The following is a 23,055-nucleotide window of genomic DNA, read 5'->3' as shown; positions in this document are numbered from 1 at the left end:
GGTCATGGGAGATCTTGAGATACGGGCCGCCGTCCCCGACGACGTCCCGGCCATCGTCGCCATGCTCGCGGACGACCCGTTGGGTGCCCAGCGCGAGTCCCCCGACGACCTCGCGCCGTACCTGAGTGCGTTCGAGAGCATCGCCGCGGACCCGAACCAGCGCCTGGTCGTCGCGGTGCGCGAGGGCCGCATCGTCGGCACCCTTCAACTGACATTGATTCCCGGCCTGTCCCGGCGAGGGGCCACCCGGTCGATCATCGAAGCGGTGCGGATCCACGCCGACGAGCGCGGCAGCGGGCTGGGCACCCGGCTCATCGAGTGGGCGGTGGACGAATCCCGGCTCCTGGGCTGCCAGTTGGTGCAGCTGACCTCGGACAAGAGCCGGACCGACGCCCACCGGTTCTATGAGCGACTCGGGTTCGAGGGCTCGCACCTCGGTTTCAAGTTGTCCCTGTGACCGACGCGGCGTGGGGGCCGTCTCGCGCCTGTTTCACGTGAAACAGGCGCCTCGCCCCCTCGCCCCCTCACCCGAAGCCACGATGCGTCAGCCGATACCCCGCCACCCCTGCGGGTCGACACCGCCCGGCACCGCGGCGCTGCCGTCGTACGGCTGCCGCGTGAAGGCGAATGAGCCAAGGTCCAAGTGGTCGACCGAGCCGTCGGGCCGCCGCACCGCCTGCAGAACCTCACCGGCGTAGTAGCCCTCCAGCCCGGTCCACGTGCCGTCACCGTTCGGCCGGAAGCGCGAGCGGCGGCCGTTGCCCGTGAGCGGCTCCAGCGACGCCAGCCCGTCGGCCGTCAGCCGCAAGGCGAACCCATGCGTCCCCCAGTACCAGGGCCCGGCCAGCTCCAGTACCGCTGGATCGGCTTCCCGCAACGGGCGCCAGGGTTCGGGGATGCGCGGCTCCGCCTCGGCGACGATCCCCACGAGATCCGCGGCCACGGTCGCGATGGGCGGACCGGAGGTGCAGTTGGCGAGCACTACGGCGGCCACGTCGTCCTCCACGCTGAACTGGAGGCCGGCCAGGAAACCCGGAAGCGATCCGGAGTGCCCTGCCAGCAGCCGCCCGCCGTGGTGCCGGATCTCCAAACCGAGTCCGTAGGCGTAACCGTCGGCCACGTTCGCCGCCTCGGAAGGGGCCGTGGGCGTCCGCATCTCGCGCAGGGACTGCGCGCCGAGCACCCGGTCGTCTCCCTTGGCCAGGAAGGCGGCAAAGCGCGCCAGGTCGCCCGTGGTGGACCACAGCTGGCCCGCGGGGGCCATCCGGCCCAGATCTTCCGCCGGTTCGGGCAGCATCGCATCGGCCCATGGGTGCACGGCCCAGCCTCCGGCCTGTGGGGCACTGGGCCGCACATCCGTGCGACGAAGGTCCAGGGGTTCGAGCACCTCGCGCCGCAGCACGTCCTCCCATGCCTCGCCCCGCACCTTCTCGACCACGGCCCCGAGCAGGGTGAAACCGGGGTTGGAGTAGTGGAACCGCTGACCGACCGGGTGCCGGAACGGCTGCTCCCCCAGAACGTCGGCGAGTTCGGGTCGCAGCGTCCCCGGCGTGCGCTCCCACCACGGGGCCGGCGACTCGGCCGCCAGCCCGCTGGTGTGTGCGAGCAGTTCCCGGATCGTCACCTCGCCCGCGCCGGTGCCGGGCAGATGCTTCTCCAGCGGGTCACCGAGGTCGAGCAGTCCCTCGTCCTGTAGCCGCAGGACCAGAACGGCCGTGAAGGTCTTGGTGATCGACCCGATCCTGTACTGCACATTCTCGTCGGGCCCATGACCGTCGACCGAGGTGCGCGCACCGTGCCAGACGGTGCGTCCGTCGCGGACGACGGCCGCGACGAGCGAGGGGGCCCTGCCGTCCGCCTGGGCCACGGCGATCCGGTGCAACAGCGCACGCCGGGTGGCGGGCAGCAGCTCTTCCTGAAATCTCGTCATGCGCCCAGTCCACCCGCCGGATCAGTCCACGTCGAGCCCATTTCGCCGGGCGCGGCACCACACGGCGGGCGCCTCAGGTCTGCGCCATGTCCACGAAGCGCGAGTAGTGGCCCTGGAAGGCGACCGTGATCGTCGCCGTCGGGCCGTTACGGTGCTTGGCCACGATCAGGTCGGCCTCGCCCGCGCGCGGCGACTCCTTCTCGTAGGCGTCCTCGCGGTGCAGCAGGATGACCATGTCGGCGTCCTGCTCGATGGAGCCGGACTCACGCAGGTCCGAGACCATCGGCTTCTTGTCGGTGCGCTGCTCGGGGCCACGGTTGAGCTGGGAGAGCGCGATCACGGGAACCTCCAGCTCCTTGGCGAGCAGCTTGAGGTTACGTGACATGTCCGACACCTCCTGCTGACGGCTCTCGGCACGCTTGGAGCCGCCGGACTGCATCAGCTGGAGGTAGTCGATGACGACCAGCCTGAGGTCGTTGCGCTGCTTCAGACGGCGGCACTTGGCGCGGATCTCCATCATCGACAGGTTCGGGGAGTCGTCGATGAAGAGCGGCGCCGCGGACACGTCGGGCATCCGGCGGGCCAGGCGCGTCCAGTCGTCGTCGGTCATCGTGCCGGAGCGCATGTGGTGCAGGGCGACACGGGCCTCCGCGGACAGCAGGCGCATCGCGATCTCGTTGCGCCCCATCTCGAGGGAGAAGATCACGCTCGGCAGGTTGTGCCTGATCGCCGCGGCGCGCGCGAAGTCCAGCGCGAGGGTGGACTTACCCATGGCGGGACGGGCCGCGATGACGATCATCTGGCCGGGGTGCAGACCATTGGTGAGCGAGTCGAAGTCGGTGAAGCCCGTGGGCACACCGGTCATCTCGCCGCTGCGTGAGCCGATCGCCTCGATCTCGTCGAGGGCGCCCTCCATGATGTCGCCGAGCGGCAGGTAGTCCTCGCTGGTGCGCTGCTCGGTGACCGCGTAGATCTCCGCCTGCGCACGGTTGACGATCTCGTCGACGTCGTCGTCGGCTGCGTATCCCATCTGCGTGATCCGCGTGCCGGCCTCGACCAGGCGGCGCAGGACCGCGCGCTCGTGCACGATCTCCGCGTAGTACTCGGCGTTGGCCGCCGTCGGGACCGTCTGGACAAGGGTGTGCAGATACGACGCGCCGCCGACCTTGTTGATCTCACCCCGCTTGGTGAGTTCGGCGGCGATGGTGATGGGGTCGGCCGGTTCGCCCCGGGCGTAGACGTCGAGGATCGCCTGGTAGATCGTCTCGTGGGCGGGCTTGTAGAAGTCGTGACCCTTGAGGATCTCGACGACGTCGGCGATCGCGTCCTTCGACAGCAGCATGCCGCCGAGGACCGACTGCTCGGCCTCCAGGTCCTGGGGCGGTACCCGCTCGAAGGCCGAACCGGCGCCGTCCCAGCCGCCGCTGTCCTGCCCCCGGTCGTGCTGCTCCTCACGGGTCCGAACCCCGTCACCGCGCCGGCGGGAAGCGGGCAGACGATCACTTGGACCGCTGTCGGCCCACGGATCGTCCAAGGGCTCGGAAATGCTCACCGAGCCACCTCCTCCCGTCCGCAGAGCGGACCTCGCCGTGCCCCTCTGTTCTAAGGGACGGCACTGACAAACCGAGAGGCCCGACTCCACTTGAGACGCGTTGGTTTTGTGGCGTTTTTCGCCACCGGCGGACGAGCGGGCGCCGGACCACGGTAGGCCCCACGGAGGCGTCAGCCAATCTGGTTATCCACAGGCCATGTGGACGACGGCCCCGATGCTGTGGAGAACCCCTCGAAACCTGTGCACGACCCGGTGGACAGCGCTGTGAACAAGCTCGCTCTGCCACCGAAGCAACGCCTCTGACCTGCGGTTTCGGCATTCACGGGCTGTGCAGAAGAAAAACTTTCCCGGTCGGACCAAGATCACTTCGAACACTGCGCGAGAAGACGCCCACCGTTCCGGTAAGTAAGGGGCTATGCGGCATTGCATCTCTTACCTGTGGACGACTAGATTGCTGCTCATGACACAGGCTCCCCCGACCTCCAGGGTCACCCGCCGCCGCCACGACCGCGAGATCGTCACCCTGGCCGTTCCAGCCTTCGGTGCCCTCGTCGCCGAGCCTCTCTTCGTCATGGCCGACAGCGCCATCGTGGGTCATCTCGGCACCGCCCAGCTCGCCGGGCTGGGCGTCGCCTCCGCCCTGCTCACCACCGCGGTGAGCGTGTTCGTCTTCCTCGCCTACGCGACCACGGCCGCGGTGGCCCGCCGCGTGGGTGCCGGCGATCTCCCGGCCGCCATCCGCCAGGGCATGGACGGCATCTGGCTCGCGGTTCTGCTCGGAGCGGCCGTCATCGCCCTCGTCCTTCCGCTGGCTCCGGCGATCGTCGACCTCTTCGGTGCTTCGTCCACCGCGGCACCGTACGCCATCACCTATCTGCGGATCTCCGCGCTGGGCATCCCCGCCATGCTCGTCGTGCTCGCCGCAACCGGTGTTCTGCGCGGACTGCAGGACACGAAGACACCGCTCTACGTCGCCGTCGGCGGATTCGTCGCCAACGGCGCCCTGAACGCGGGCCTCGTCTATGGCGCCGGTCTCGGCATCGCGGGCTCGGCGTGGGGAACCGTCATCGCGCAATGCGGCATGGCCGCGGTCTATCTCACGGTGGTGATCCGCGGTGCCCGTCGCCACGGCGCCTCCCTGCGACCTGACGCCGCGGGCATCCGCGCCTCCGCCCAGGCAGGCGTTCCCCTCCTGGTACGCACGCTGTCCCTGCGCGCCATCCTGATGATCGCCACCGCCGTGGCCGCTCGCCTCGGTGACGCCGATATCGCCGCCCACCAGATCATCCTGTCGCTGTGGAGCCTGCTGGCCTTCGCCCTCGACGCCATCGCCATCGCCGGGCAGGCCATCATCGGCCGCTACCTCGGCGCGGGCGATCCCGACGGTGCCCGAGCCGCCTGTCGGCGGATGGTGGAGTGGGGCATCGCGGTCGGCGTCGTCCTCGGTGTCCTGGTGGTGCTCACCCGCCCGCTCTTCCTGCCGCTGTTCACCAGCGACTCCTCGGTGACGGACACCGCATTGCCCGCACTGCTGATCGTGGCGCTCTCCCAGCCGGTCTCCGGCGTCGTGTTCGTCCTGGACGGCGTGCTGATGGGCGCCGGCGACGGACCGTATCTGGCGTGGGCGATGCTGGTCACGCTGGCGGTCTTCGCACCGGCCGCGCTGCTTGTCCCGGCGCTGGGCGGAGGACTGACCGCGCTGTGGGGTGCGATGACGCTGATGATGACCGTACGGTTGGTGACCCTCGGGCTGCGCACCCGCTCGGGCCGCTGGCTGGTGACGGGCGCGACGCGCTGACCGTTTCACGTGAAACGGTGCCGGCCTCATCGGGCCCGCCGATCCTCCGGCACGACGATCCGCTGGCGTGTTTCACGTGAAACACGCCCCCCGTCCCCGCCCGGGGCAGCTCCCCGCACACGAGAGGGGCCGCACCCTGACGGGTGCGGCCCCTCTCACCGGCTCGAGCGAGCGCAGCGATCACGCGGTGATCAGCCCGCGACGACCTCGATGTTGACCTTGGCGGCAACCTCGGGGTGCAGACGCACGGACGTCTCGTGGGCGCCCAGGGTCTTGATGGGCGAACCGAGCTCGATGCGGCGCTTGTCGACCTCGGGGCCACCCGACGCCTTGATCGCGGACGCGACGTCGGCCGGGGTGACGGAACCGAAGAGACGACCGGCGTCGCCGGAGCGGACGGCCAGACGGACCTTCACACCTTCGAGCTGGGCCTTGATCTGGTTGGCCTGCTCGATGGTCTGGATCTCGTGGATCTTGCGAGCACGACGGATCTGCTCGACGTCCTTCTCGCCACCCTTGGTCCAGCGGATCGCGAAGTTCCGCGGGATCAGGTAGTTGCGAGCGTAACCGTCCTTGACGTCGACGACGTCGCCCGCGGCACCGAGGCCGGAGACCTCGTGAGTGAGGATGATCTTCATGTTTCGGTCACCCTCCCTTAGCGCGCGGTGGACGTGTAGGGCAGCAGCGCCATCTCACGGCTGTTCTTGACGGCCGTGGCGACGTCACGCTGGTGCTGCGTGCAGTTGCCGGTCACGCGGCGGGCACGGATCTTGCCGCGGTCGGAAATGAACTTCCGCAGCATGTTCGTGTCCTTGTAGTCCACGTACGTGACCTTGTCCTTGCAGAAAGCGCAGACCTTCTTCTTCGGCTTGCGCACAGGCGGCTTCGCCATGGTGATTCTCCTGTGTGATCAAGAAGTTTGGGTACGACCCGCCCTCGACCGGGACCGGCCCCGAAGGACCGGACCGAAGGCCTAGAAGGGGGGCTCGTCCGAGTAGCCGCCACCGCCGCCGGAGCCTCCGCCCCAGCCGCCGCCACCCTGGTTGCCACCGGCGGGAGCGCCGGTCGCCCAGGGGTCGTCGGCAGGAGCGCCGCCGCCCTGCTGGCCGCCACCGGCGGGGCCGCCGCCCCAGCCGGCGCCGCCCTGCTGGCCGCCACCGCCGCCGCCCCCGTAACCACCCTGGCCACCGCGGCCTGCGGCGGTCTTGGTGATCTTGGCCGTGGCGTTGCGCAGGCTGGGGCCGACCTCGTCGACGTCCAGCTCGTAGACCGTGCGCTTGACACCCTCACGGTCTTCGTACGACCGCTGCTTCAGCCGGCCCTGCACGATGACGCGCATGCCTCGCTGGAGCGACTCGGCGACGTTCTCCGCCGCCTGACGCCAGACCGAGCAGGTCAGGAACAGGCTCTCGCCGTCCTTCCACTCGTTGGTCTGACGGTCGAAGGTGCGGGGGGTGGACGCGACACGGAACTTCGCGACCGCCGCACCGGAGGGGGTGAAGCGCAGCTCGGGGTCGTCGACAAGATTGCCGATGACCGTGATGACGGTCTCGCCTGCCATGGGGGAACCTCTCGGCGGGTTTGCTGCTGGCTGCTGGTGGTGCTGCTCGGAATCCCGAGATCAGCTGAGCGGAAGGCTCAGTGGGTCTCGGGGCGAAGGACCTTGGTCCGGAGGACCGACTCGTTCAGGTTCATCTGCCGGTCGAGCTCCTTGACGACCGCGGGCTCAGCCTGCAGGTCGATGACCGAGTAGATGCCCTCGGGCTTCTTCTTGATCTCGTACGCGAGACGACGACGGCCCCAGGTGTCGACCTTCTCGACCTTTCCGCCGCCATCACGGACGACAGAAAGGAAGTTCTCGATCAGCGGGGAGACAGCGCGCTCCTCGAGATCGGGGTCGAGGATGACCATCACCTCGTAGTGACGCATGTGGAACCCACCTCCTTTGGACTCAGCGGCCACGGTCGTTCCGTGGCAGGAGGGTTGTGATGCGTACGCAACGGTATCGGCCGCCACTGACAATCGGGGTCAGTCGGCGGTATCACCCTGGCCAGTCTCGAAGCGGCCTGGGCAGACACCGGTGCAGAGGGTACAGACTACCCGCACACCGGCTTCCGGTTGAAATCCGGCCGGGGAGGCCGTCAATCTGTACACATCGGGTGTGTATGGCGCTACGATGCGCCGTCTTCCGCAGGAGGTGCCCTATGGCACAGGCATTGCGACCCAAGACCGCCTCCGGCCTTCTCGCCACGGACGGAAAGTCCCATCCCCTCCAGGACACGCTGCTCGTCGTGACGCTGGCCCTCGGCTTGCTGGCCTTCATCACGGCTCTTGTCTCCGACGACCTGCACCTGCTCAGCTCCTGGGCCGGTCTGGTGGGCATCCTCGTCGGTGCCTACGGCCAGTGGGTCTCGGTGACCACCCGTGAGCGCTTCGGCATCATCGTGGGCCTGGGCGCGTCCGGCGTCGGATTCCTGCTCGGCATGGCGCACGGCGGTCTCTTCGGCGGCGTCTTCTGACGTCACCCGACATCTCCTTCTCCAGCACCACGCATCTCACCCGGCCGCCGCGCGGCCGGGCGAGATGTGCCGTGCGCCCAGCAGGCGCGCTCCGTGGGCGCAGTAGGCTTCGGCGCTAGAGCCGGAGCCCCTGACCCGTGGGGACAGACCAGCCCGAGGAGCGCCCCGAATGAGCCTGACCCTGAGGACCATCAGTCGCGAGCAGCATCTGGCCTTCATCCAGACCCTGCCGGCGGCGAGTCACATGCAGGTGCCGGCGTGGGCGGACGTGAAGGCGGAGTGGCGCTCCGAGAGCCTCGGCTGGTTCGACGAGCGCACCGGCGAGCTGGTCGGGGCGGGCCTGGTGCTCTACCGGCAGCTGCCCAAGATCAAGCGCTACCTCGCCTATCTGCCCGAGGGCCCGGTCATCAACTGGTTCGCACCGAATCTGCAGGACTGGATCGAGCCGATGCTCGCCCACCTGAAGCAGCAGGGCGCCTTCTCGGTGAAGATGGGTCCGCCGGTGGTCATCCGGCGCTGGAACGCCGACACCATCAAGAAGGGCATCCAGGACCAGGACGTGAAGCGCCTGCGCGACCTGGAGGCCGACTTCATCGAGCCGCGCGCCTTCGAGGTGGCCGACAAGCTGCGTCGTATGGGCTGGCAGCAGGGCGAGGACGGCGGAGCCGGTTTCGGTGACGTCCAGCCCCGCTACGTCTTCCAGGTGCCGCTGGCGAACCGCTCCCTGGAAGAGGTCCACAAGAACTTCAACCAGCTGTGGCGCCGCAACATCAAGAAGGCGGAGAAGGCCGGCGTCGAGGTCGTCCAGGGCGGCTACCACGACCTCGAGGAGTGGCAGCGGCTGTACGAGATCACGGCCGTGCGCGACCACTTCCGGCCGCGCCCGCTGTCGTACTTCCAGCGCATGTGGTCGGCCCTCAACAGTGAGGACCCCAACCGCATGCGGCTGTACTTCGCCCGCCACAACGGTGTGAACCTCGCGGCGGCCACGATGCTGATCGTCGGCGGGCACGTCTGGTACTCCTACGGCGCCTCCGACAACATCGGCCGCGAGGTCCGGCCCTCGAACGCGATGCAGTGGCGGATGCTGCGCGACGCCTACGCCCTCGGCGCGACCGTCTACGACCTGCGCGGCATCTCCGACTCGCTCGACGAGTCCGACCACCTCTTCGGCCTGATCCAGTTCAAGGTCGGCACGGGCGGCCAGGCCGCCGAGTACCTCGGCGAGTGGGACTTCCCGCTGAACAAGCTGCTCCACAAGGCGCTCGACATCTACATGTCGCGCCGCTGACGTCCCGTTCAGTGCTTCCATACCTCTGACACACCGCAACCACGAGAAAGGTTCCAGGTCCGGCCATGGCGCTCACGCTCTACGTCGACACCGCGCGCTGGCGGGCGCACCACAAGCACGTGCAGGAGCAGTTCCCGGGCCTGGTCCCGGTCTGCAAGGGCAACGGCTACGGCTTCGGTCACGAGCGGCTGGCCGAGGAGGCCACGCGCCTGGGTGCGGACCTGCTCGCCGTCGGTACGACGTACGAGGCCGCCCGGATCAAGGACTTCTTCGGCGGCGACCTGCTGGTGCTGACCCCGTACCGGCGCGGCGAGGAGCCGGTGCCGCTGCCCGACCGGGTGGTGCGCTCGGTCTCCTCCATCGACGGCGTGTACGGCCTGGTCGGCGCCCGGGTGGTCATCGAGGTGATGTCCTCGATGAAGCGGCACGGCATCAGCGAGCAGGACCTGCCGCAACTGCACGCCGCCATAGAGAACGTCCGGCTGGAGGGCTTCGCCATCCATCTGCCGCTGGACCGCACCGACGGCTCCGACGCCGTCGAGGAGGTCATCGGCTGGATGGACCGGCTGCGCGCGGCCCGGCTGCCGCTGCACACGATGTTCGTCAGCCACCTCAAGGCCGACGAACTGCAGCGGCTGCAACAGCAGTTCCCGCAGACCCGGTTCCGCGCCCGCATCGGCACGCGGCTGTGGCTGGGCGACCACGAGGCCACCGAGTACCGCGGCGCGGTCCTGGACGTCACGCGCGTGTCCAAGGGCGACCGCTTCGGCTACCGGCAGCAGAAGGCGGCTTCCGACGGGTTCCTGGTCGTCGTGGCGGGGGGTACCTCGCACGGGGTGGGTCTGGAGGCCCCGAAGGCCATGCACGGCGTCATGCCGCGCGCGAAGGGCGTCGCACGCGCCGGCCTCGCCACGGTGAACCGGAACCTTTCTCCGTTCGTCTGGGACGGAAAGCAGCGCTGGTTCGCCGAGCCCCCGCACATGCAGGTGTCCATCCTGTTCGTGCCCGCCGAAGCGGCCGAGCCGAAGGTCGGTGACGAGCTGGTGGCCCATCTGCGCCACACCACCACGCAGTTCGACCGGCTCATGGACCGCTGAGCCGGCACGGCGAACGCCGAAGGCCGTACGCGGGAGCGCCCGTGTACGGCCTTTGTCATACGGTCCCCGGGGGGCCGTTCGCTCAGAGCGAACCCCCTGCCGCCTCACGGCCGTTGCCCCACTCCACCGCCGGGGTGTCGAAGTGGGCTGCGTGCCGTGGGGGATGGGCGGCGGGTCCGAGGACGAACACGTCCTCCGCACCGTCCAGGACCCCGCCGGACGGGTCGTCGTCGCCGGCGACGCGCACCACGTCCCGCTCCGGCATGAGGATGTCGCGCACCACGACGGCGCACAGGTACAGCGTCCCCAACAGGTGCACGCCGATCGCCCAGTGATAGCCGTCGGTCGGCAGACCCTTGTGGGCGTCTCCGCTGGTGGTGTACGCGAGGTACATCCAGATTCCGAGGAAGTACCCCACCTCGCAGGCCTGCCAGATCAGGAAGTCCCGCCACTTGGGCCGGGCCAGCGCGGCCAGCGGCACCAGCCACAGGACGTACTGCGGCGAGTAGACCTTGTTGGTGACGATGAACGCGGCGACGATCAGGAAAGCCAGCTGGGCGAACCGGGGGCGGCGCGGTGCGGTGAAGGTGAGCACGGCGATGCCCAGGCAGCACAGGAGCATCAGCGCCAGCGCGAGCACATTGACGGTCTCGGTGTGCAGCGGGTGGCTGGAGTTCTGCGCCAGGATCAGCCAGAACGATCCGAAGTCGACGCCCCGGTCCTGGCTGAACCGGTAGAACTTCGACCAGCCGTCGAACGCGAAGTACATGACGGGCAGGTTCACCACGAGCCAGGAGACGACCGCACCACCCAGGGCCTTGCCGAAGGCCCGCCAGGTGCCCGCGCGCCAGCACAGCACGAGCAGCGGGCCGAGCAGGAAGGCCGGGTAGAGCTTGGCGGCGGTGGCGAGCCCCAGCAGGACGCCGAAGGCCACGGAGCGGCCCCGGGACCACATCAGCATCGCGGCGGCCGTCAGAGCGACGGCGAGCAGGTCCCAGTTGATGGTGGCCGTCAGGACGTAGGCGGGCGCCAGGGCGACGAGCAGGCCGTCCCAGGTCCGGCGGGCGTGTGTGCGCGAGACGCAGACGGCGATGACGGCCGCGCAGACCATCAGCATCCCGGCGTTGACCATCCAGTACCACTGTTCCTGGTGCTGAATGCTGCCGCTGCCGGGTGTCAGCCAGGCCGCCACCTCCATGAACACGCCGGTCAGCACCGGGTACTCGAGGTAGTCCATGTCGCCGGGCAGCTTGTCGAAGTACGGCACGAGCCCGTCGGCGAAGCCGCGGCCCTGATACAGGTGCGGGATGTCGGAGTAGCAGGCGTGTGTGTACTGCGAGCTGGCTCCGAAGAACCAGGCGCCGTTGTAGCAGGGCGCCTTCTGCACCAGCCCGAGGGCGAACATGCCGATCGCCACCAGGGCGACGATCCGGACGGGCGTCCACCACGAGGCCCCGGTCAGGGCACGCCGTCCGAGCGGGCCGCCGATCAGCTCACTGCCGGCCGCGGCGATCTTGTCGTCCCGGGTCGGCCGTACCGTGTCCGGCTCGTGCGCGCTCGTCGGCGTCGATTCTGCACTGGGCATGGGGCACATCCTGCCGTACAAGGCTGGGAAAACGCCGAGGGCCGCCGCACCTGAGTCGGTGCGGCGGCCCCTGTTTCACGTGAAACGTCGGGACGTTTCACGTGAAACACCCGTCTTGGGCGGTCGGTGACTATCCGGCTGGGCCTCCGAAGAGCCCGCCGCCGCCATTTTGGTTACCCCTCGGGTTGCCGCCGACGCTGTCCGAGGGCGACGGCGACGGAGACACACCGCCGTCCGTGCCTCCGGTGTCGGTGCCACCACCGTTCGCCCCGCCGGCCGGGTCACAGGTCCAGTCCCAGGGCTTGCAGGACTCGCTGACCGACGGCGACGGACTGGGGGAGCTGTGACTGGGCGACGGCGTCGGCGACGGGCTCTCCTTCTCCGACTCCGTCGCCGACGGAGTGGGCGTCGGCGAGGGCTGCGCGTTGATGATCTCGCCGATGGGCTCGGGCGCCGGGAACGGCTTGGCCGGCTCGCCCTTCAGCGCCTCCGCCATGTAGTCGTGCCAGATCTGCGCCGGGAAGGAGGCACCGTGGATCTTCTTCTGGCCACCGGTGCCGAACATCTCGAGAAACGTCCGGTTCTTGTTCGACGCGTCGTCGTCGTACCGGAACATGGTGATCGCCGTGGACAGCTGCGGGGTGTAGCCCACGAACCAGGCGGACTTGTTGCCGTCGGTCGTACCCGTCTTGCCGGCCACGTCGCGGCCGGGGAGCTGGGCGGCCGTACCCGTACCCTTGTCGACCACGGTCTTCAGCACGTCGGTGACGTTGTCGGCGACCTTCTCGCTGAAGGCCCGCTTGGTCTTGGCCCGGTGCTCGAAGGCCACCCCGTCCTTGCTGACGACCTTGTCGACGGAGTACGGGTCGCGCTGCTCGCCGCTGGCGGCGAAGGTGCCGTACGCGCCGGCCATACGGATCGCGCTGGGGTCCGATGTACCGATGGAGAAGGACGGGTAGCTGGTACCGGCCAGACTGCTCTCCAGCAGGCCCGCGTCCATGGCGGCCTGCTTGACCTTGTCGAGACCGACGTCCATGCCGAGCTGGACGAAGGGGGAGTTCACCGACTCCCGCATGGCCTCACGCAGGTCGATCAGGTACTTGGGGGGGTCACCGTACGACTTGTGGCCGTCGTTGGTCTGCAGCCACTCCTCGCCCTTCTCGTTCGTCCAGACGTTGCCCTGGTAGTCCTTGATCTTCAGCTTGTTCTTGGCGTTGTACAGGCTCTTCGGGGAGACGATGGTGCGCTCGTCCTGGGCCTGGTCCGGCCCGAGCTCCGGGTTGCGCTTGCCCCACTCCATGGCGGCGGCCAGAACGAACGGCTTGAAGGTCGAACCCACCTGGGCGCCGGTGGCGTCGGCGTTGTTGGTGAAGTGCTTGGTCGCGTCCTCACCGCCGTAGATCGCCTTGATGGCACCGGTACCCGGGTCCACGGACGCCCCGCCGAACTGGACGTGGGTATCGGTCTCGGGGCGCAGCTTCGGCTTGATGTTGGCCTTCTGCACCCTCGTGACGGACGCCTGGAGCTCCTGGATCTTCTTCTTGTCGAAGGTCGTGTAGATCGACAGGCCGCCCTCACGCAGCTTCTGCTGGTCGACGTGCGTCTCGTCGCTGTGGGTGACCAGATAGCTGTTCGCCAGGTCGACGAGGTAGCCGATCTGACCGCTGAGCCGGGTGTTGGAGCGCGGGTTCTGGACCGTGGGGAGGGTCCGGTACTTGTCGCGCTGCGCGGCGTCGAGATGGCCGTACTCGACCATCTTGTTCAGCGTGTCCTGCATCTGGCTCGTGGCGCGCTTCCGGTTGGCGTCCGGCGTGGCCGCGGGGTCGATCGAGGTGGCACCGGCCGGGTCGTAGTAGGTGGCGCCCTTGAGCATCGCGGCCAGGAACGCGCACTCGCCCGGGTTCAGGTCGACGGCGTCCTTGTTGAAGTAGGCCCGCGCGGCCGCCTGGATGCCGTAGGCGTTGCGCCCGTAGTAGGCGGAGTTCAGGTAGCCGGCCATGATGTCGTCCTTCTTGACGGTGGCCCCTACCTTGATCGAGACGAAGATCTCCTTGAACTTCCGCGTCAGGGTCTGCGACTGGTCGTTGAGCATCGCGTTCTTGACGTACTGCTGGGTGATCGTGGAGCCACCCTGCGTCTCGCCGCCGCGCGCCATGTTCAGCAAGGCCCGGGCGATGCCCTTCGGGTCGATGCCGCTGTCGGTCTCGAAGGTCTTGTTCTCCTGCGAGATCACGGCGTACTGCATCGCCTTGGGGATCTGCTCCAGGTTGATGATCTGGCGGTTGGTCTCCCCGCCCGTCGCGACCATCTGGCTCTTGTCGGCCCAGTAGTAGACGTTGTTCTGCGAGGTCGCGGTCTTGGCCAGGTCGGGGACGCCCACCATGGCGTATCCGATGCCCGCCACGGCCACCAGGCTGCCGATGAAGCCGAGGAACAGACCGGAGACGAGCTTCCAGGACGGCATCCAGCGGCGCCAGCCGTACTTGCCCGCACGCGGGTAGTCGATGATCCGCTTCTTGCCGGGGTCGGCCGCCCGCCCGCGGCCCCGCCCCGGACCGGCGGGCGCCGGGCGGCGCCCCCCACGACCCGGATCGGCCGCTCGGCGTCGGCTCCCGCCTCTCTGTGCCGCTCGGCGGGCCTCGGCACGGCCGCCGTAGGGCCGCTCCTCGGCTTCCGGCCCATAGGCGTCCGACCCGTATGCGTCGGACGGAGACCCGGTGGCGCCTCGCGGTGCCGCCCGGCGGCCGGAGGACGAACCGGACGTACCGCGTCGGCCCGCGGCACGTCCGCCTCCCTGCGGCTGTGGCGGTTTGCGACGGTGCTCGCTCATCGAACGATTACTCCTAGGGCAGGCGCACCCGTGCGCGCCTGGAAACGGCGGCTGGTTTCCGGTCCCCCCGAAGTACGGATGTGGTCGGTTTGGCATTCACCCGTACTGCACCGAGGACGATGACGCCGTCAGGCGTCACTCGGTTCCCGGTGGGATGCATGGCGCACAGACTACGCACCGTCAAAACGCGTCTAGTCCCAAAATTCACCCCAAATCAGGCAACTTGGTTGTGACGAATCAGTGATGTGATCCCGTTCACCGTCGCTCCTCTTGTCGCGCCCGGACGGCCGTTCTATCGTCATGATGTATCGAGTCGATACATCAGCTCGGCATAAGGACCGTCACGGCGCCCGTCACACGGGTCGCGGCAGAGAGGAGGCGACGATGAGCCGGCGTTCCGGGATCCTCGAGTTCGCCGTACTCGGCCTGCTCCGCGAATCTCCGATGCACGGCTATGAGCTGCGCAAACGACTCAATACGTCATTGGGTGTGTTCCGTGCGTTCAGCTACGGGACGCTCTACCCCTGCCTCAAGACGCTGGTCGCCAACGGCTGGTTGACCGAGGAGGCAGGGCCGGGCACCGAGGACGCCCTGGCCGCTCCGCTCACGGGGCGCCGCGCCAAGATCGTCTACCGGTTGACGGCGGAGGGCAAGGAGCACTTCGAGGAACTGCTGTCGCAGACGGGCCCCGACGCGTACGAGGACGAGCACTTCGCCGCTCGCTTCGCTTTCTTCGGGCAGACCTCGCGCGACGTCCGTATGCGCGTCCTCGAAGGCCGTCGCAGCCGGCTGGAGGAGCGGCTGGAGAAGATGGGCGCCTCACTCGCGCGCACCCGGGAGCGCCTCGACGACTACACCCTCGAGCTCCAGCGCCACGGAATGGAGTCCGTGGAGCGCGAAGTGCGCTGGCTGAACGAGCTCATCGAGAGCGAGCGGGCCGGAAGGGACATGCGTTCCCCCGGGGAGACCGCTCAGCAGGACACCACATCTGGAGCGTCGGGCGGCCTGCCCCGTCCCGGGGACACCCCCCGGACGGATACGCCCGACGACACCGCCACGTGAGCGCCCACCGCGGGCCTCACCAGTACACACAGGGAGCAACCGGAATGGGTTCGGTTCGCGTAGCCATCGTCGGCGTGGGCAACTGCGCCGCCTCGCTGGTGCAGGGAGTCGAGTACTACAAGGACGCCGACCCGGCGGCCAAGGTGCCGGGCCTGATGCACGTCCAGTTCGGCGACTACCACGTCAGGGACGTCGAGTTCGTCGCCGCCTTCGACGTGGACGCCAAGAAGGTCGGCCTCGACCTCGCGGACGCGATCGGCGCCTCCGAGAACAACACCATCAAGATCTGCGACGTGCCCACCACCGGTGTCACCGTCCAGCGCGGCCACACCCTCGACGGCCTCGGCAAGTACTACCGCGAGACCATCGAGGAGTCGGACGCCGAGCCGGTCGACGTCGTCCAGATCCTCAAGGACAAGCAGGTCGACGTCCTGGTCTGCTACCTGCCCGTCGGTTCCGAGGACGCGGCGAAGTTCTACGCCCAGTGCGCCATCGACGCCAAGGTCGCCTTCGTCAACGCCCTGCCGGTCTTCATCGCCGGTACCAAGGAGTGGGCGGACAAGTTCACCGAGGCCGGCGTGCCGATCGTCGGTGACGACATCAAGTCCCAGGTCGGCGCCACCATCACGCACCGCGTCATGGCGAAGCTGTTCGAGGACCGCGGTGTCATCCTGGACCGCACGATGCAGCTGAACGTCGGCGGCAACATGGACTTCAAGAACATGCTCGAGCGCGAGCGCCTGGAGTCCAAGAAGATCTCCAAGACGCAGGCCGTCACCTCCCAGATCCCCGACCGGGACCTCGGCGAGAAGAACGTCCACATCGGCCCGTCCGACTACGTCGCCTGGCTCGACGACCGCAAGTGGGCCTACGTGCGTCTCGAGGGCCGCGCCTTCGGTGACGTCCCGCTGAACCTGGAGTACAAGCTCGAGGTCTGGGACTCCCCGAACTCCGCCGGTGTCATCATCGACGCCCTGCGCGCCGCGAAGATCGCCAAGGACCGCGGCATCGGCGGCCCGATCCTGTCGGCGTCCTCCTACTTCATGAAGTCCCCGCCGGTGCAGTACTTCGACGACGAGGCCCGCGAGAACGTCGAGAAGTTCATCCGCGGCGAGGTCGAGCGCTGAACTGAGCGCCGATAGCTCCTGCCAGGGCCGGAAGGGTCCCTGGGGCACTGTGCCCCGGGGACCCTTCCGTGTGTGAGGCTGTGCCGCATGGCCGTCGTCCGCGATCTTCGCGTCCTGCTCCGCTTCAGGGACTTCCGGCGGTTGCTCGCGGTACGGCTGCTCTCCCAGGGCGCGGACGGGATCTACCAGGTCGGCCTCGCCACCTACGTCGTCTTCTCCCCGGAGAAGCAGACCTCGCCCACCGCGATCGCGTCCGCGACGGCGATCCTGCTGCTGCCCTACTCCGTGGTGGGCCCCTTCGCCGGCGTCCTGCTGGACCGCTGGCGCCGTCGGCAGGTTCTCGTCCACGGCAACCTGCTGCGCGCCCTGACGGCAGCGGTGACGGCCGCCCTGATGGTCGCTCACGTCCCCGACTGGCTCTTCTACCTCTCCGCGCTGTGCGTCACCGCCGTCAACCGGTTCGTGCTCGCGGGCCTGTCCGCCGCCCTGCCGCGCGTGGTCGACACCGATCGACTGGTGATGGCCAACTCCCTGGCCCCGACCGCCGGAACGCTCGCGGCGACCGCCGGCGGCGCGCTCGCCTTCGTCGTACGCCTGATGGCCGCGGGCTCCGACGCCGCGGTGGTCCTGCTGGGCCGGTCCTGTATCTGTGCTCCGCGCTCGCCTCGCTGCGCCTGGCCGTGGGGCTGCTGGGCCCCGACCGGGCGCTGGTACGGCCGCGGCTGACGAGGGCGGTCCGGGGCACCGCACGCGGACTCGCAGCCGGTGCGCGCCATCTCGCGGCGCCGCAACGCCGTGAGGCCGCCTGGGCGTTGGCCGCCGTGACGCTGATGCGGTTCTGCTACGGCGCCCTGACCGTCACCGTGCTGATGCTGTGCCGGTACGCGTGGTCCTCCGACCCGGACCGGGGGCTGGCGCTGCTGGGACTGGCCCTCGGCGTCTCGGGCGCGGGATTCTTCGCGGCGGCCGTCGTGTCCCCGTCCGCTGTGGGTCTGCTCGGGCCGGTGCGCTGGATCCAGGTCTGCTCGGCCTGCGCGGCGGTGCTGGTGCCCGCCCTGGGGCTGACGTTCACCCAGGGGCCGGGCCTCGTCGCGGCGTTCGTGCTGGGACTGGTGACCCAGGCCGCGAAGATCGCCACGGACACCGTGGTGCAGTCCACGGTCGACGACGCCTTCCGCGGCCGGATCTTCTCCCTCTACGACGTGCTCTTCAACGTCGCGTTCGTGGCGGCGGCGGGCGTCGCTGCGCTGATGCTGCCGCCGGACGGACGTTCCGCTCCGCTCGTGGTCACGGTGGCTTTGGTCTATGGGGTGGTTGCCCTGGCTATGGCCCGTTTTCGGCGTCCGTAAGTGTCACATCCAAGCCACAGAGTGAACTCGGGAAAGCAAAGTGGCCACAAGGACCCAGTAATTTACGTGGGTCTTATCTCGCGCTCTGCGCACCCACGTTCGAGGGGGACCCCCAAAGTGACCACTCCGCCGCCCCACGGCCAGAACCCGTACGCCCAGACGCCTCCCCCGCCCGTGGGTCAGCAGCCTGGTCAGCCCGGCATCCCGCCGCAGGGCGCTCCCTACGCCCCGTTCCCGAACCAGGCCGCCCCGGGCGTTCCCGGCGCCCCGGTCCCGCCGCCGGTTCCGGCCGCCCCGGCGAAGAAGGGCGGGAAGAAGGTCCTGAAGGTGATCTCCGGCATTGTCGTCGCGATCATCATCGCCCTGGTGAAGTTCGGTGGCATCTTCGGCATCAGCTGGTTCATGAGCCGCAACGACGCGGAGTCGACGTCGGTCGGCGCCTGCATGCACAACAAGGGCACGGACACCGACGCGAAGCTCGAGGAAGTCGACTGCTCCTCGACCGACGCGCAGTACAAGGTCGTGAAGAAGTTCGAGTTCTCCAGCGACGAGAACAAGTGCGAGGGCATCGCGCCGGTCTGGTACGTCCAGTCGGGCGGCGCGCACGACGTGGTGCTGTGCCTGGACGAGGTCAAGAAGTAACCCGTTTGTGGTTCAACGCAACGCAAGGGGCGGTGTTTCACGTGAAACACCGCCCCTTGTGACGTTCCCGGGGTCGTGTTTCACGTGAAACACGACCCCGCTTCGTTGGTTCAGCTCTGCTCGGACCACCAGTCCTTGAGGGCGGCCACGGCCTGATCGTGCTCCATCGGGCCGCGCTCCAGACGGAGTTCCAGCATGTGCTTGTACGCCTTGCCGATCACCGGGCCAGGGCCGACGCCCAGGATCTCCATGATCTGGTTGCCGTCGAGGTCCGGGCGGATCGAGTCCAGCTCTTCCTGCTCCTGCAGCTGGGCGATGCGCTCCTCCAGGCCGTCGTAGGCGCGGGACAGGGCGGCCGCCTTGCGCTTGTTGCGGGTGGTGCAGTCGGAGCGTGTCAGCTTGTGGAGCCGGCTCAGGAGGGGGCCTGCGTCACGGACGTAGCGCCGCACCGCGGAGTCGGTCCACTCACCGGTGCCGTAGCCGTGGAAGCGCAGGTGGAGCTCCACCAGCCGGGAGATGTCCTTGACCAGCTCGTTGGAGTACTTCAGCGCCGTCAGCCGCTTCTTGGTCATCTTCGCGCCGACCACCTCGTGGTGGTGGAACGAGACCCGGCCGTCCTTCTCGAAGCGGCGCGTCCTCGGCTTGCCGATGTCGTGCAGCAGCGCGGCCAGCCGGAGCGTGAGGTCGGGGCCGTCCTCCTCGAGGGCGATCGCCTGCTCCAGAACGATCAGTGTGTGCTCGTAGACGTCCTTGTGCCGGTGGTGCTCGTCGCTCTCCAGCCGCAGCGCCGGCAGCTCGGGCAGGACACACTCGGCGATTCCGCTGTCCACGAGCAGGGCCAGGCCCTTGCGCGGGTGGGCGGAGAGGATGAGCTTGTTCAGCTCGTCCCGCACCCGCTCCGCGGAGACGATCTCGATCCGCTCGGCCATCTCCGACATCGCCGTCACGACCTCGGGCGCGACCTCGAAGTCGAGCTGGGCGGCGAAGCGCGCGGCCCGCATCATGCGCAGCGGATCGTCGGAGAACGACGCCTCGGGGGTGCCGGGGGTGCGCAGCACGCGCGCCGCCAGGTCCACCAGACCACCGTGCGGGTCGATGAATTCCTTCTCCGGCAGCGCGACGGCCATCGCGTTCACCGTGAAGTCACGGCGGACGAGGTCCTCCTCGATGGAGTCGCCGTACGACACCTCCGGCTTGCGGGAGGTGCGGTCGTAGGCCTCGGAGCGGTAGGTGGTGATCTCGATCTGGAAGTCCCAGTCAGCGTCTCCGACCCGGGCCGACTTCTGCACACCCACCGTGCCGAAGGCGATCCCGACCTCCCAGACGGCGTCCGCCCAGGGCCGCACGATCTTCAGGACGTCCTCGGGCCGGGCGTCGGTCGTGAAGTCCAGGTCGTTGCCGAGTCGGCCGAGCAGCGCGTCCCGCACCGAGCCGCCGACCAGGGCGAGCGAGAAGCCCGCCTGCTGGAAACGGCGGGCGAGGTCGTCGGCGACGGGGGCCACCCGCAGCAGTTCGCTCACCGCGCGCTGCTGCGCCTGGCTCAGGGCAGTGGGAGTGTCTTCATTGGCGTTCGGCACAACAGAACAGGGTACGTGCACCGGCGGGCCGCGCAGAGAAGCGCTCCTCTTTATAAGGATCCATGCTTATAGGGATCCATGTCGGGATCTGTGCCGCGGGTACGCCGTCTCGTGATCCCTTGTGCAGACCGCAGCTGATCCTCGGAGCAGACCGCGGCTGATCTTGTGGCGTGCTCCGCCGCTGATCTTGTGGCGCAGACCGCGGCACTTCCACTCGGCGCGCATCGTTACCATGCGTGGACGCACATTCCGACGACCACTGACGACGACGAGGGACGGGCGAGCGCGTGGCCGAGGCGGCAGACATCCAGGGGACCAGTCCCTCACCTGCCCGCCGCTGGTTGCGGCGCACCGCCGCCGTGCTCACAGGAGTGCCTCTGCTGGCCGGGCTGGTGCAGCTGCCCGCCGCACCGTCCGCCGCGGCCGCACCGCATGCGGCACCCGCCGCATCGGGCTCGCGCACGGTGTCCGTGGCTGTGGATTCGCTCACCCCGAGTGCCCTCTCCGACGGTGACACCCTGACGGTCTCCGGCACCGTGACGAACAACGGCCGGCAGGCGGTCACCGACGCCCACGTGGGGCTGCGGGTCGGTCCGGAGCTGTCCACCCGCTCGGAGATCGACGCCGCCGCCGAGCGCACGGGCTACACGCCCGGCGCCGACGGCTCGGAGATCGGCGGCACCTACATCGCGAAGTTCGCCAAGCTCACCCCCGGCGTCGCCGAGCACTTCAGCATCTCCGTACCGGTGGACAAGCTGGACCTCGGTGACGACGGCGTCTACCAGCTCGGCGTCTCGCTCTCCGGGAAGACGCCCACGCAGTCGTGGGAACAGGTCATGGGCATCCAGCGGACCTTCCTGCCGTGGCAGCCCGACGAGGCGGACACCAAGACGAAGACGACCGTCCTGTGGCCCCTGATGTCGTCGGTGCGGATGACCGCCGAGACGAGCCCGGGCGAGCAGCAGACGCCGGTCTTCCTCAACGACGACCTGGCCAAGGAGCTCGCCCCGGGCGGTCGCCTGGAGCAGATGGTCGCGCTGGGCAAGAGCCTGAACGTGACCTGGGTGGTCGACCCCGACCTGCTGGCCTCCGTGGATGCGATGGCGGGCAGCTACAAGGTCCGGGGCGCCGACGGGACCGCGACCCCGGGCCGCAACCAGGTGGTGGCCAAGCAGTGGCTCGCCGAGCTGCAGCAGGCGGTGGCGGGCAAGGAGGTCGTCGCCCTGCCGTTCGGGGACCCGGACCTGGCCTCCCTCGCCCACAACGGCACCGGCGTGACCGGCTCGCTCAGCCAGCTGAAGGCGGCCACCGACGTCGCGGCGATCACGGTGCAGAGCGTGCTGCACGTCACGCCGACCACCGACTTCGCCTGGCCCGTGGCCGGCGCCGTCGACCCGTCGATCATGAAGGTCGCCACCTCGGCGGGCGCCGACAAGGTCATCGCGCGCAGCGACAGCCTGCGGGATACCGCCGGGCTGCCCTACACGCCGTCCGCCGCCCGCCCCGTCGGCGGCGGCACCACGGCGGTCGTGGCCGACGCCCGGCTGTCCACACAGTTCCAGGGCGACCTGACCACGGCCTCCGCCTCCTCGCTCGCGGTGCAGCAGTTCCTCGCGCAGAGCCTCGCGCTGAACCAGCAGTCCGACAAGGAGCGCAGCATCGTGGTCGCCCCGCAGCGGATGCCGACCGCGAGCCAGGCGCAGGCGATGGCGGAAGCCGTGGCGGCGCTCCAGGGCAGCACGTGGTCGCAGCCCCAGCAGCTGACGGCGGCCGCGAAGGCCAAGCCCGACCCGGACGCCACCACGACGATGCCCTCGGGGTGGGCGTACCCGTCGTCGCTGCGCCGCCAGGAACTGCCCCGGTCGGCCTTCGCGCAGATCGCGGCCACGCAGGACAAGCTCGACAACTTCCAGGTGATCCTCACCGACCCGTCCCGGGTCGTGACCCCCTTCGGCCGGGCCATGAACCGCGAGATGTCCACGTCGTGGCGCGGCCGGGCCGGGGAGGCACGGGCGTTCCGCCGGGGCGTGGAGGACTACCTGGACACGCTCGCCCACCAGGTGAAGCTGATCGACAAGTCCGACACCAAGCTGTCCGGGCGCAGCGCCACCATCCCGGTGTCCGTGCAGAACAACCTGCTGCAGGGCTCCGACCATCTGGTGCTGCGGCTGACCTCGACCAACCCCACCCGCCTCAAGATCGGCGGCGGGGCCTTCGACGAACAGCCGGTCACGGTCTCCGGCGGGCACAGCCAGACGGTGAAGTTCACCACGTCCGCGAACGTCAACGGCCAGACCACGGTGATCGCCCAGCTGTTCACGGAGGACGGCCGCAAATACGGCTCCCCCGTCTACTTCGATGTGAAGGTCACCGAGATCACCGCCACGGTGATGCTGGTCATCGGCGGTGGCGTCCTGCTGCTCGTCCTGGCCGGCTTCCGGATGTACACCCAGCGCAAGCGGGCCGCGGCCCGCACCGCCGAGAACGCCGAGTCGCCGCAGAACGGCGGCGCCGACGAGGAACCGGGTGGGACGGCGGCCGCCGAGGAGAACCCGGACGGCCCCCGGGACCGTCTCACGCAAGAGTCCGCCGCCCACCCGGGGGCAGACGGTACGCAGCCGAGTGACCCGACACCGGACACCGCAGCGGAAAGCCCGGACCCGTCCGGGACGGGTGAGAGAGTGGACCGTTGAGGA

The 23,055-nt window shown here is 69.0% G+C and carries 18 protein-coding genes and 1 pseudogene; 10 read left to right on the top strand and 9 right to left on the bottom strand.

All coding sequences use genetic code 11. The features are described from left to right. Positions 1-4: 4 nt before the first annotated feature. On the top strand, positions 5-457 hold the full coding sequence (locus tag AB0J12_RS18490; protein WP_363265350.1) for a GNAT family N-acetyltransferase: 453 nt from the start codon (positions 5-7) through the stop codon (positions 455-457). Between the two features lie 87 nt (positions 458-544). On the opposite strand, the gene AB0J12_RS18485 is transcribed toward AB0J12_RS18490, so the two are convergent. Together AB0J12_RS18485 and dnaB are read right to left on the bottom strand one after the other, a co-directional pair. Next, a complete protein-coding gene (locus tag AB0J12_RS18485; protein WP_363265349.1) occupies positions 545-1,930 on the bottom strand; it encodes a serine hydrolase domain-containing protein in 1,386 nt (461 codons plus the stop codon). 73 nt (positions 1,931-2,003) lie between these two features. Beyond that, complete coding sequence (gene dnaB / locus AB0J12_RS18480; RefSeq protein WP_363265348.1) at positions 2,004-3,482, bottom strand: replicative DNA helicase; 1,479 nt, start codon at positions 3,480-3,482, stop codon at positions 2,004-2,006. A 460-nt stretch (positions 3,483-3,942) separates the two neighbouring features. Between dnaB and AB0J12_RS18475 the strand changes: the two genes are divergently transcribed. Continuing rightward, complete coding sequence (locus tag AB0J12_RS18475) at positions 3,943-5,280, top strand: MATE family efflux transporter (protein ID WP_363265347.1); 1,338 nt, start codon at positions 3,943-3,945, stop codon at positions 5,278-5,280. A gap of 191 nt (positions 5,281-5,471) precedes the next feature. Here the strand turns inward: AB0J12_RS18475 and rplI are convergent, their stop codons facing one another. The 4 genes from rplI to rpsF form a co-directional block, all read right to left on the bottom strand. Next, positions 5,472-5,918 (bottom strand): 50S ribosomal protein L9, encoded by a 447-nt coding sequence (gene rplI, locus AB0J12_RS18470; RefSeq protein ID WP_363265346.1) that lies wholly within the window; start codon positions 5,916-5,918, stop codon positions 5,472-5,474. 17 nt (positions 5,919-5,935) lie between these two features. After that, positions 5,936-6,172: a 30S ribosomal protein S18 gene (gene rpsR / locus AB0J12_RS18465; RefSeq protein WP_003949403.1), complete on the bottom strand. Its 237-nt coding sequence runs from the start codon at positions 6,170-6,172 to the stop codon at positions 5,936-5,938. An 81-nt stretch (positions 6,173-6,253) separates the two neighbouring features. After that, positions 6,254-6,841: a single-stranded DNA-binding protein gene (locus AB0J12_RS18460; RefSeq protein ID WP_363265345.1), complete on the bottom strand. Its 588-nt coding sequence runs from the start codon at positions 6,839-6,841 to the stop codon at positions 6,254-6,256. Between the two features lie 77 nt (positions 6,842-6,918). After that, positions 6,919-7,209 (bottom strand): 30S ribosomal protein S6, encoded by a 291-nt coding sequence (gene rpsF, locus AB0J12_RS18455; RefSeq protein WP_014673750.1) that lies wholly within the window; start codon positions 7,207-7,209, stop codon positions 6,919-6,921. Positions 7,210-7,484: 275 nt separating this feature from the next. On the opposite strand from rpsF, the gene AB0J12_RS18450 reads away from it, so the two are divergent. From AB0J12_RS18450 to AB0J12_RS18440, 3 genes are all read left to right on the top strand, one after another. Continuing rightward, entirely contained in the window at positions 7,485-7,799 is a 315-nt protein-coding gene (locus tag AB0J12_RS18450) for a hypothetical protein (RefSeq protein WP_363265344.1), read from the top strand. Between the two features lie 169 nt (positions 7,800-7,968). Continuing rightward, positions 7,969-9,090, top strand: coding sequence for a peptidoglycan bridge formation glycyltransferase FemX (gene femX, locus AB0J12_RS18445; protein WP_363265343.1), 1,122 nt, complete (start codon positions 7,969-7,971; stop codon positions 9,088-9,090). Positions 9,091-9,155: 65 nt separating this feature from the next. Continuing rightward, a complete protein-coding gene (locus AB0J12_RS18440) occupies positions 9,156-10,187 on the top strand; it encodes an alanine racemase (protein WP_363265342.1) in 1,032 nt (343 codons plus the stop codon). Positions 10,188-10,269: 82 nt separating this feature from the next. Here AB0J12_RS18440 and AB0J12_RS18435 read toward each other — a convergent pair whose 3' ends face one another. Both AB0J12_RS18435 and AB0J12_RS18430 read right to left on the bottom strand, forming a co-directional pair. Further along, positions 10,270-11,772 carry a glycosyltransferase 87 family protein gene (locus AB0J12_RS18435; RefSeq protein WP_363265341.1) on the bottom strand — a complete coding sequence of 501 codons (1,503 nt, stop codon included), beginning with the start codon at positions 11,770-11,772 and terminating at the stop codon, positions 10,270-10,272. Positions 11,773-11,902: 130 nt separating this feature from the next. Further along, entirely contained in the window at positions 11,903-14,602 is a 2,700-nt protein-coding gene (locus tag AB0J12_RS18430) for a transglycosylase domain-containing protein (RefSeq protein WP_363265340.1), read from the bottom strand. A 384-nt stretch (positions 14,603-14,986) separates the two neighbouring features. Between AB0J12_RS18430 and AB0J12_RS18425 the strand changes: the two genes are divergently transcribed. The 4 genes and pseudogenes from AB0J12_RS18425 (at position 14,987) to AB0J12_RS18410 (ending at position 18,782) form a co-directional block, all read left to right on the top strand. Beyond that, positions 14,987-15,664, top strand: a complete 678-nt coding sequence (locus AB0J12_RS18425) for a PadR family transcriptional regulator (RefSeq protein WP_363265339.1) — start codon at positions 14,987-14,989, stop codon at positions 15,662-15,664. A gap of 44 nt (positions 15,665-15,708) precedes the next feature. Next, entirely contained in the window at positions 15,709-16,791 is a 1,083-nt protein-coding gene (locus AB0J12_RS18420; RefSeq protein ID WP_363265338.1) for an inositol-3-phosphate synthase, read from the top strand. An 87-nt stretch (positions 16,792-16,878) separates the two neighbouring features. Beyond that, a pseudogene (locus AB0J12_RS18415) lies at positions 16,879-18,140 on the top strand (MFS transporter). A 117-nt stretch (positions 18,141-18,257) separates the two neighbouring features. Next, on the top strand, positions 18,258-18,782 hold the full coding sequence (locus AB0J12_RS18410; protein WP_363265337.1) for a hypothetical protein: 525 nt from the start codon (positions 18,258-18,260) through the stop codon (positions 18,780-18,782). A gap of 110 nt (positions 18,783-18,892) precedes the next feature. Here the strand turns inward: AB0J12_RS18410 and AB0J12_RS18405 are convergent, their stop codons facing one another. Next, complete coding sequence (locus AB0J12_RS18405) at positions 18,893-20,359, bottom strand: CCA tRNA nucleotidyltransferase (protein ID WP_363265336.1); 1,467 nt, start codon at positions 20,357-20,359, stop codon at positions 18,893-18,895. Between the two features lie 287 nt (positions 20,360-20,646). Between AB0J12_RS18405 and AB0J12_RS18400 the strand changes: the two genes are divergently transcribed. Then, positions 20,647-23,052, top strand: coding sequence for a DUF6049 family protein (locus tag AB0J12_RS18400; RefSeq protein ID WP_363265335.1), 2,406 nt, complete (start codon positions 20,647-20,649; stop codon positions 23,050-23,052). Positions 23,053-23,055 lie beyond the last annotated feature (3 nt).

This window comes from Streptomyces sp. NPDC049915 (assembly GCF_040656475.1).
In the GTDB taxonomy this organism is placed as follows: Bacteria; Actinomycetota; Actinomycetes; order Streptomycetales; family Streptomycetaceae; genus Streptomyces.
Note: the sequence above shows the minus strand (reverse complement) of the source record. Positions and strands in the feature narration are given on the sequence as shown.

Coding starts and splice junctions, on each gene's coding strand:
- AB0J12_RS18425 (WP_363265339.1), top strand. CDS start 14,987: ATGAGCCGGCGTTCCGGGATCCTCGAGTTCGCCGTACTCGGCCTGCTC.
- AB0J12_RS18460 (WP_363265345.1), bottom strand. CDS start 6,841: ATGGCAGGCGAGACCGTCATCACGGTCATCGGCAATCTTGTCGACGAC.
- AB0J12_RS18485 (WP_363265349.1), bottom strand. CDS start 1,930: ATGACGAGATTTCAGGAAGAGCTGCTGCCCGCCACCCGGCGTGCGCTG.
- AB0J12_RS18440 (WP_363265342.1), top strand. CDS start 9,156: ATGGCGCTCACGCTCTACGTCGACACCGCGCGCTGGCGGGCGCACCAC.
- AB0J12_RS18475 (WP_363265347.1), top strand. CDS start 3,943: ATGACACAGGCTCCCCCGACCTCCAGGGTCACCCGCCGCCGCCACGAC.
- femX (WP_363265343.1), top strand. CDS start 7,969: ATGAGCCTGACCCTGAGGACCATCAGTCGCGAGCAGCATCTGGCCTTC.
- AB0J12_RS18420 (WP_363265338.1), top strand. CDS start 15,709: ATGGGTTCGGTTCGCGTAGCCATCGTCGGCGTGGGCAACTGCGCCGCC.
- rpsF (WP_014673750.1), bottom strand. CDS start 7,209: ATGCGTCACTACGAGGTGATGGTCATCCTCGACCCCGATCTCGAGGAG.
- AB0J12_RS18430 (WP_363265340.1), bottom strand. CDS start 14,602: ATGAGCGAGCACCGTCGCAAACCGCCACAGCCGCAGGGAGGCGGACGT.
- rpsR (WP_003949403.1), bottom strand. CDS start 6,172: ATGGCGAAGCCGCCTGTGCGCAAGCCGAAGAAGAAGGTCTGCGCTTTC.
- AB0J12_RS18450 (WP_363265344.1), top strand. CDS start 7,485: ATGGCACAGGCATTGCGACCCAAGACCGCCTCCGGCCTTCTCGCCACG.
- rplI (WP_363265346.1), bottom strand. CDS start 5,918: ATGAAGATCATCCTCACTCACGAGGTCTCCGGCCTCGGTGCCGCGGGC.
- AB0J12_RS18490 (WP_363265350.1), top strand. CDS start 5: ATGGGAGATCTTGAGATACGGGCCGCCGTCCCCGACGACGTCCCGGCC.
- AB0J12_RS18435 (WP_363265341.1), bottom strand. CDS start 11,772: ATGCCCAGTGCAGAATCGACGCCGACGAGCGCGCACGAGCCGGACACG.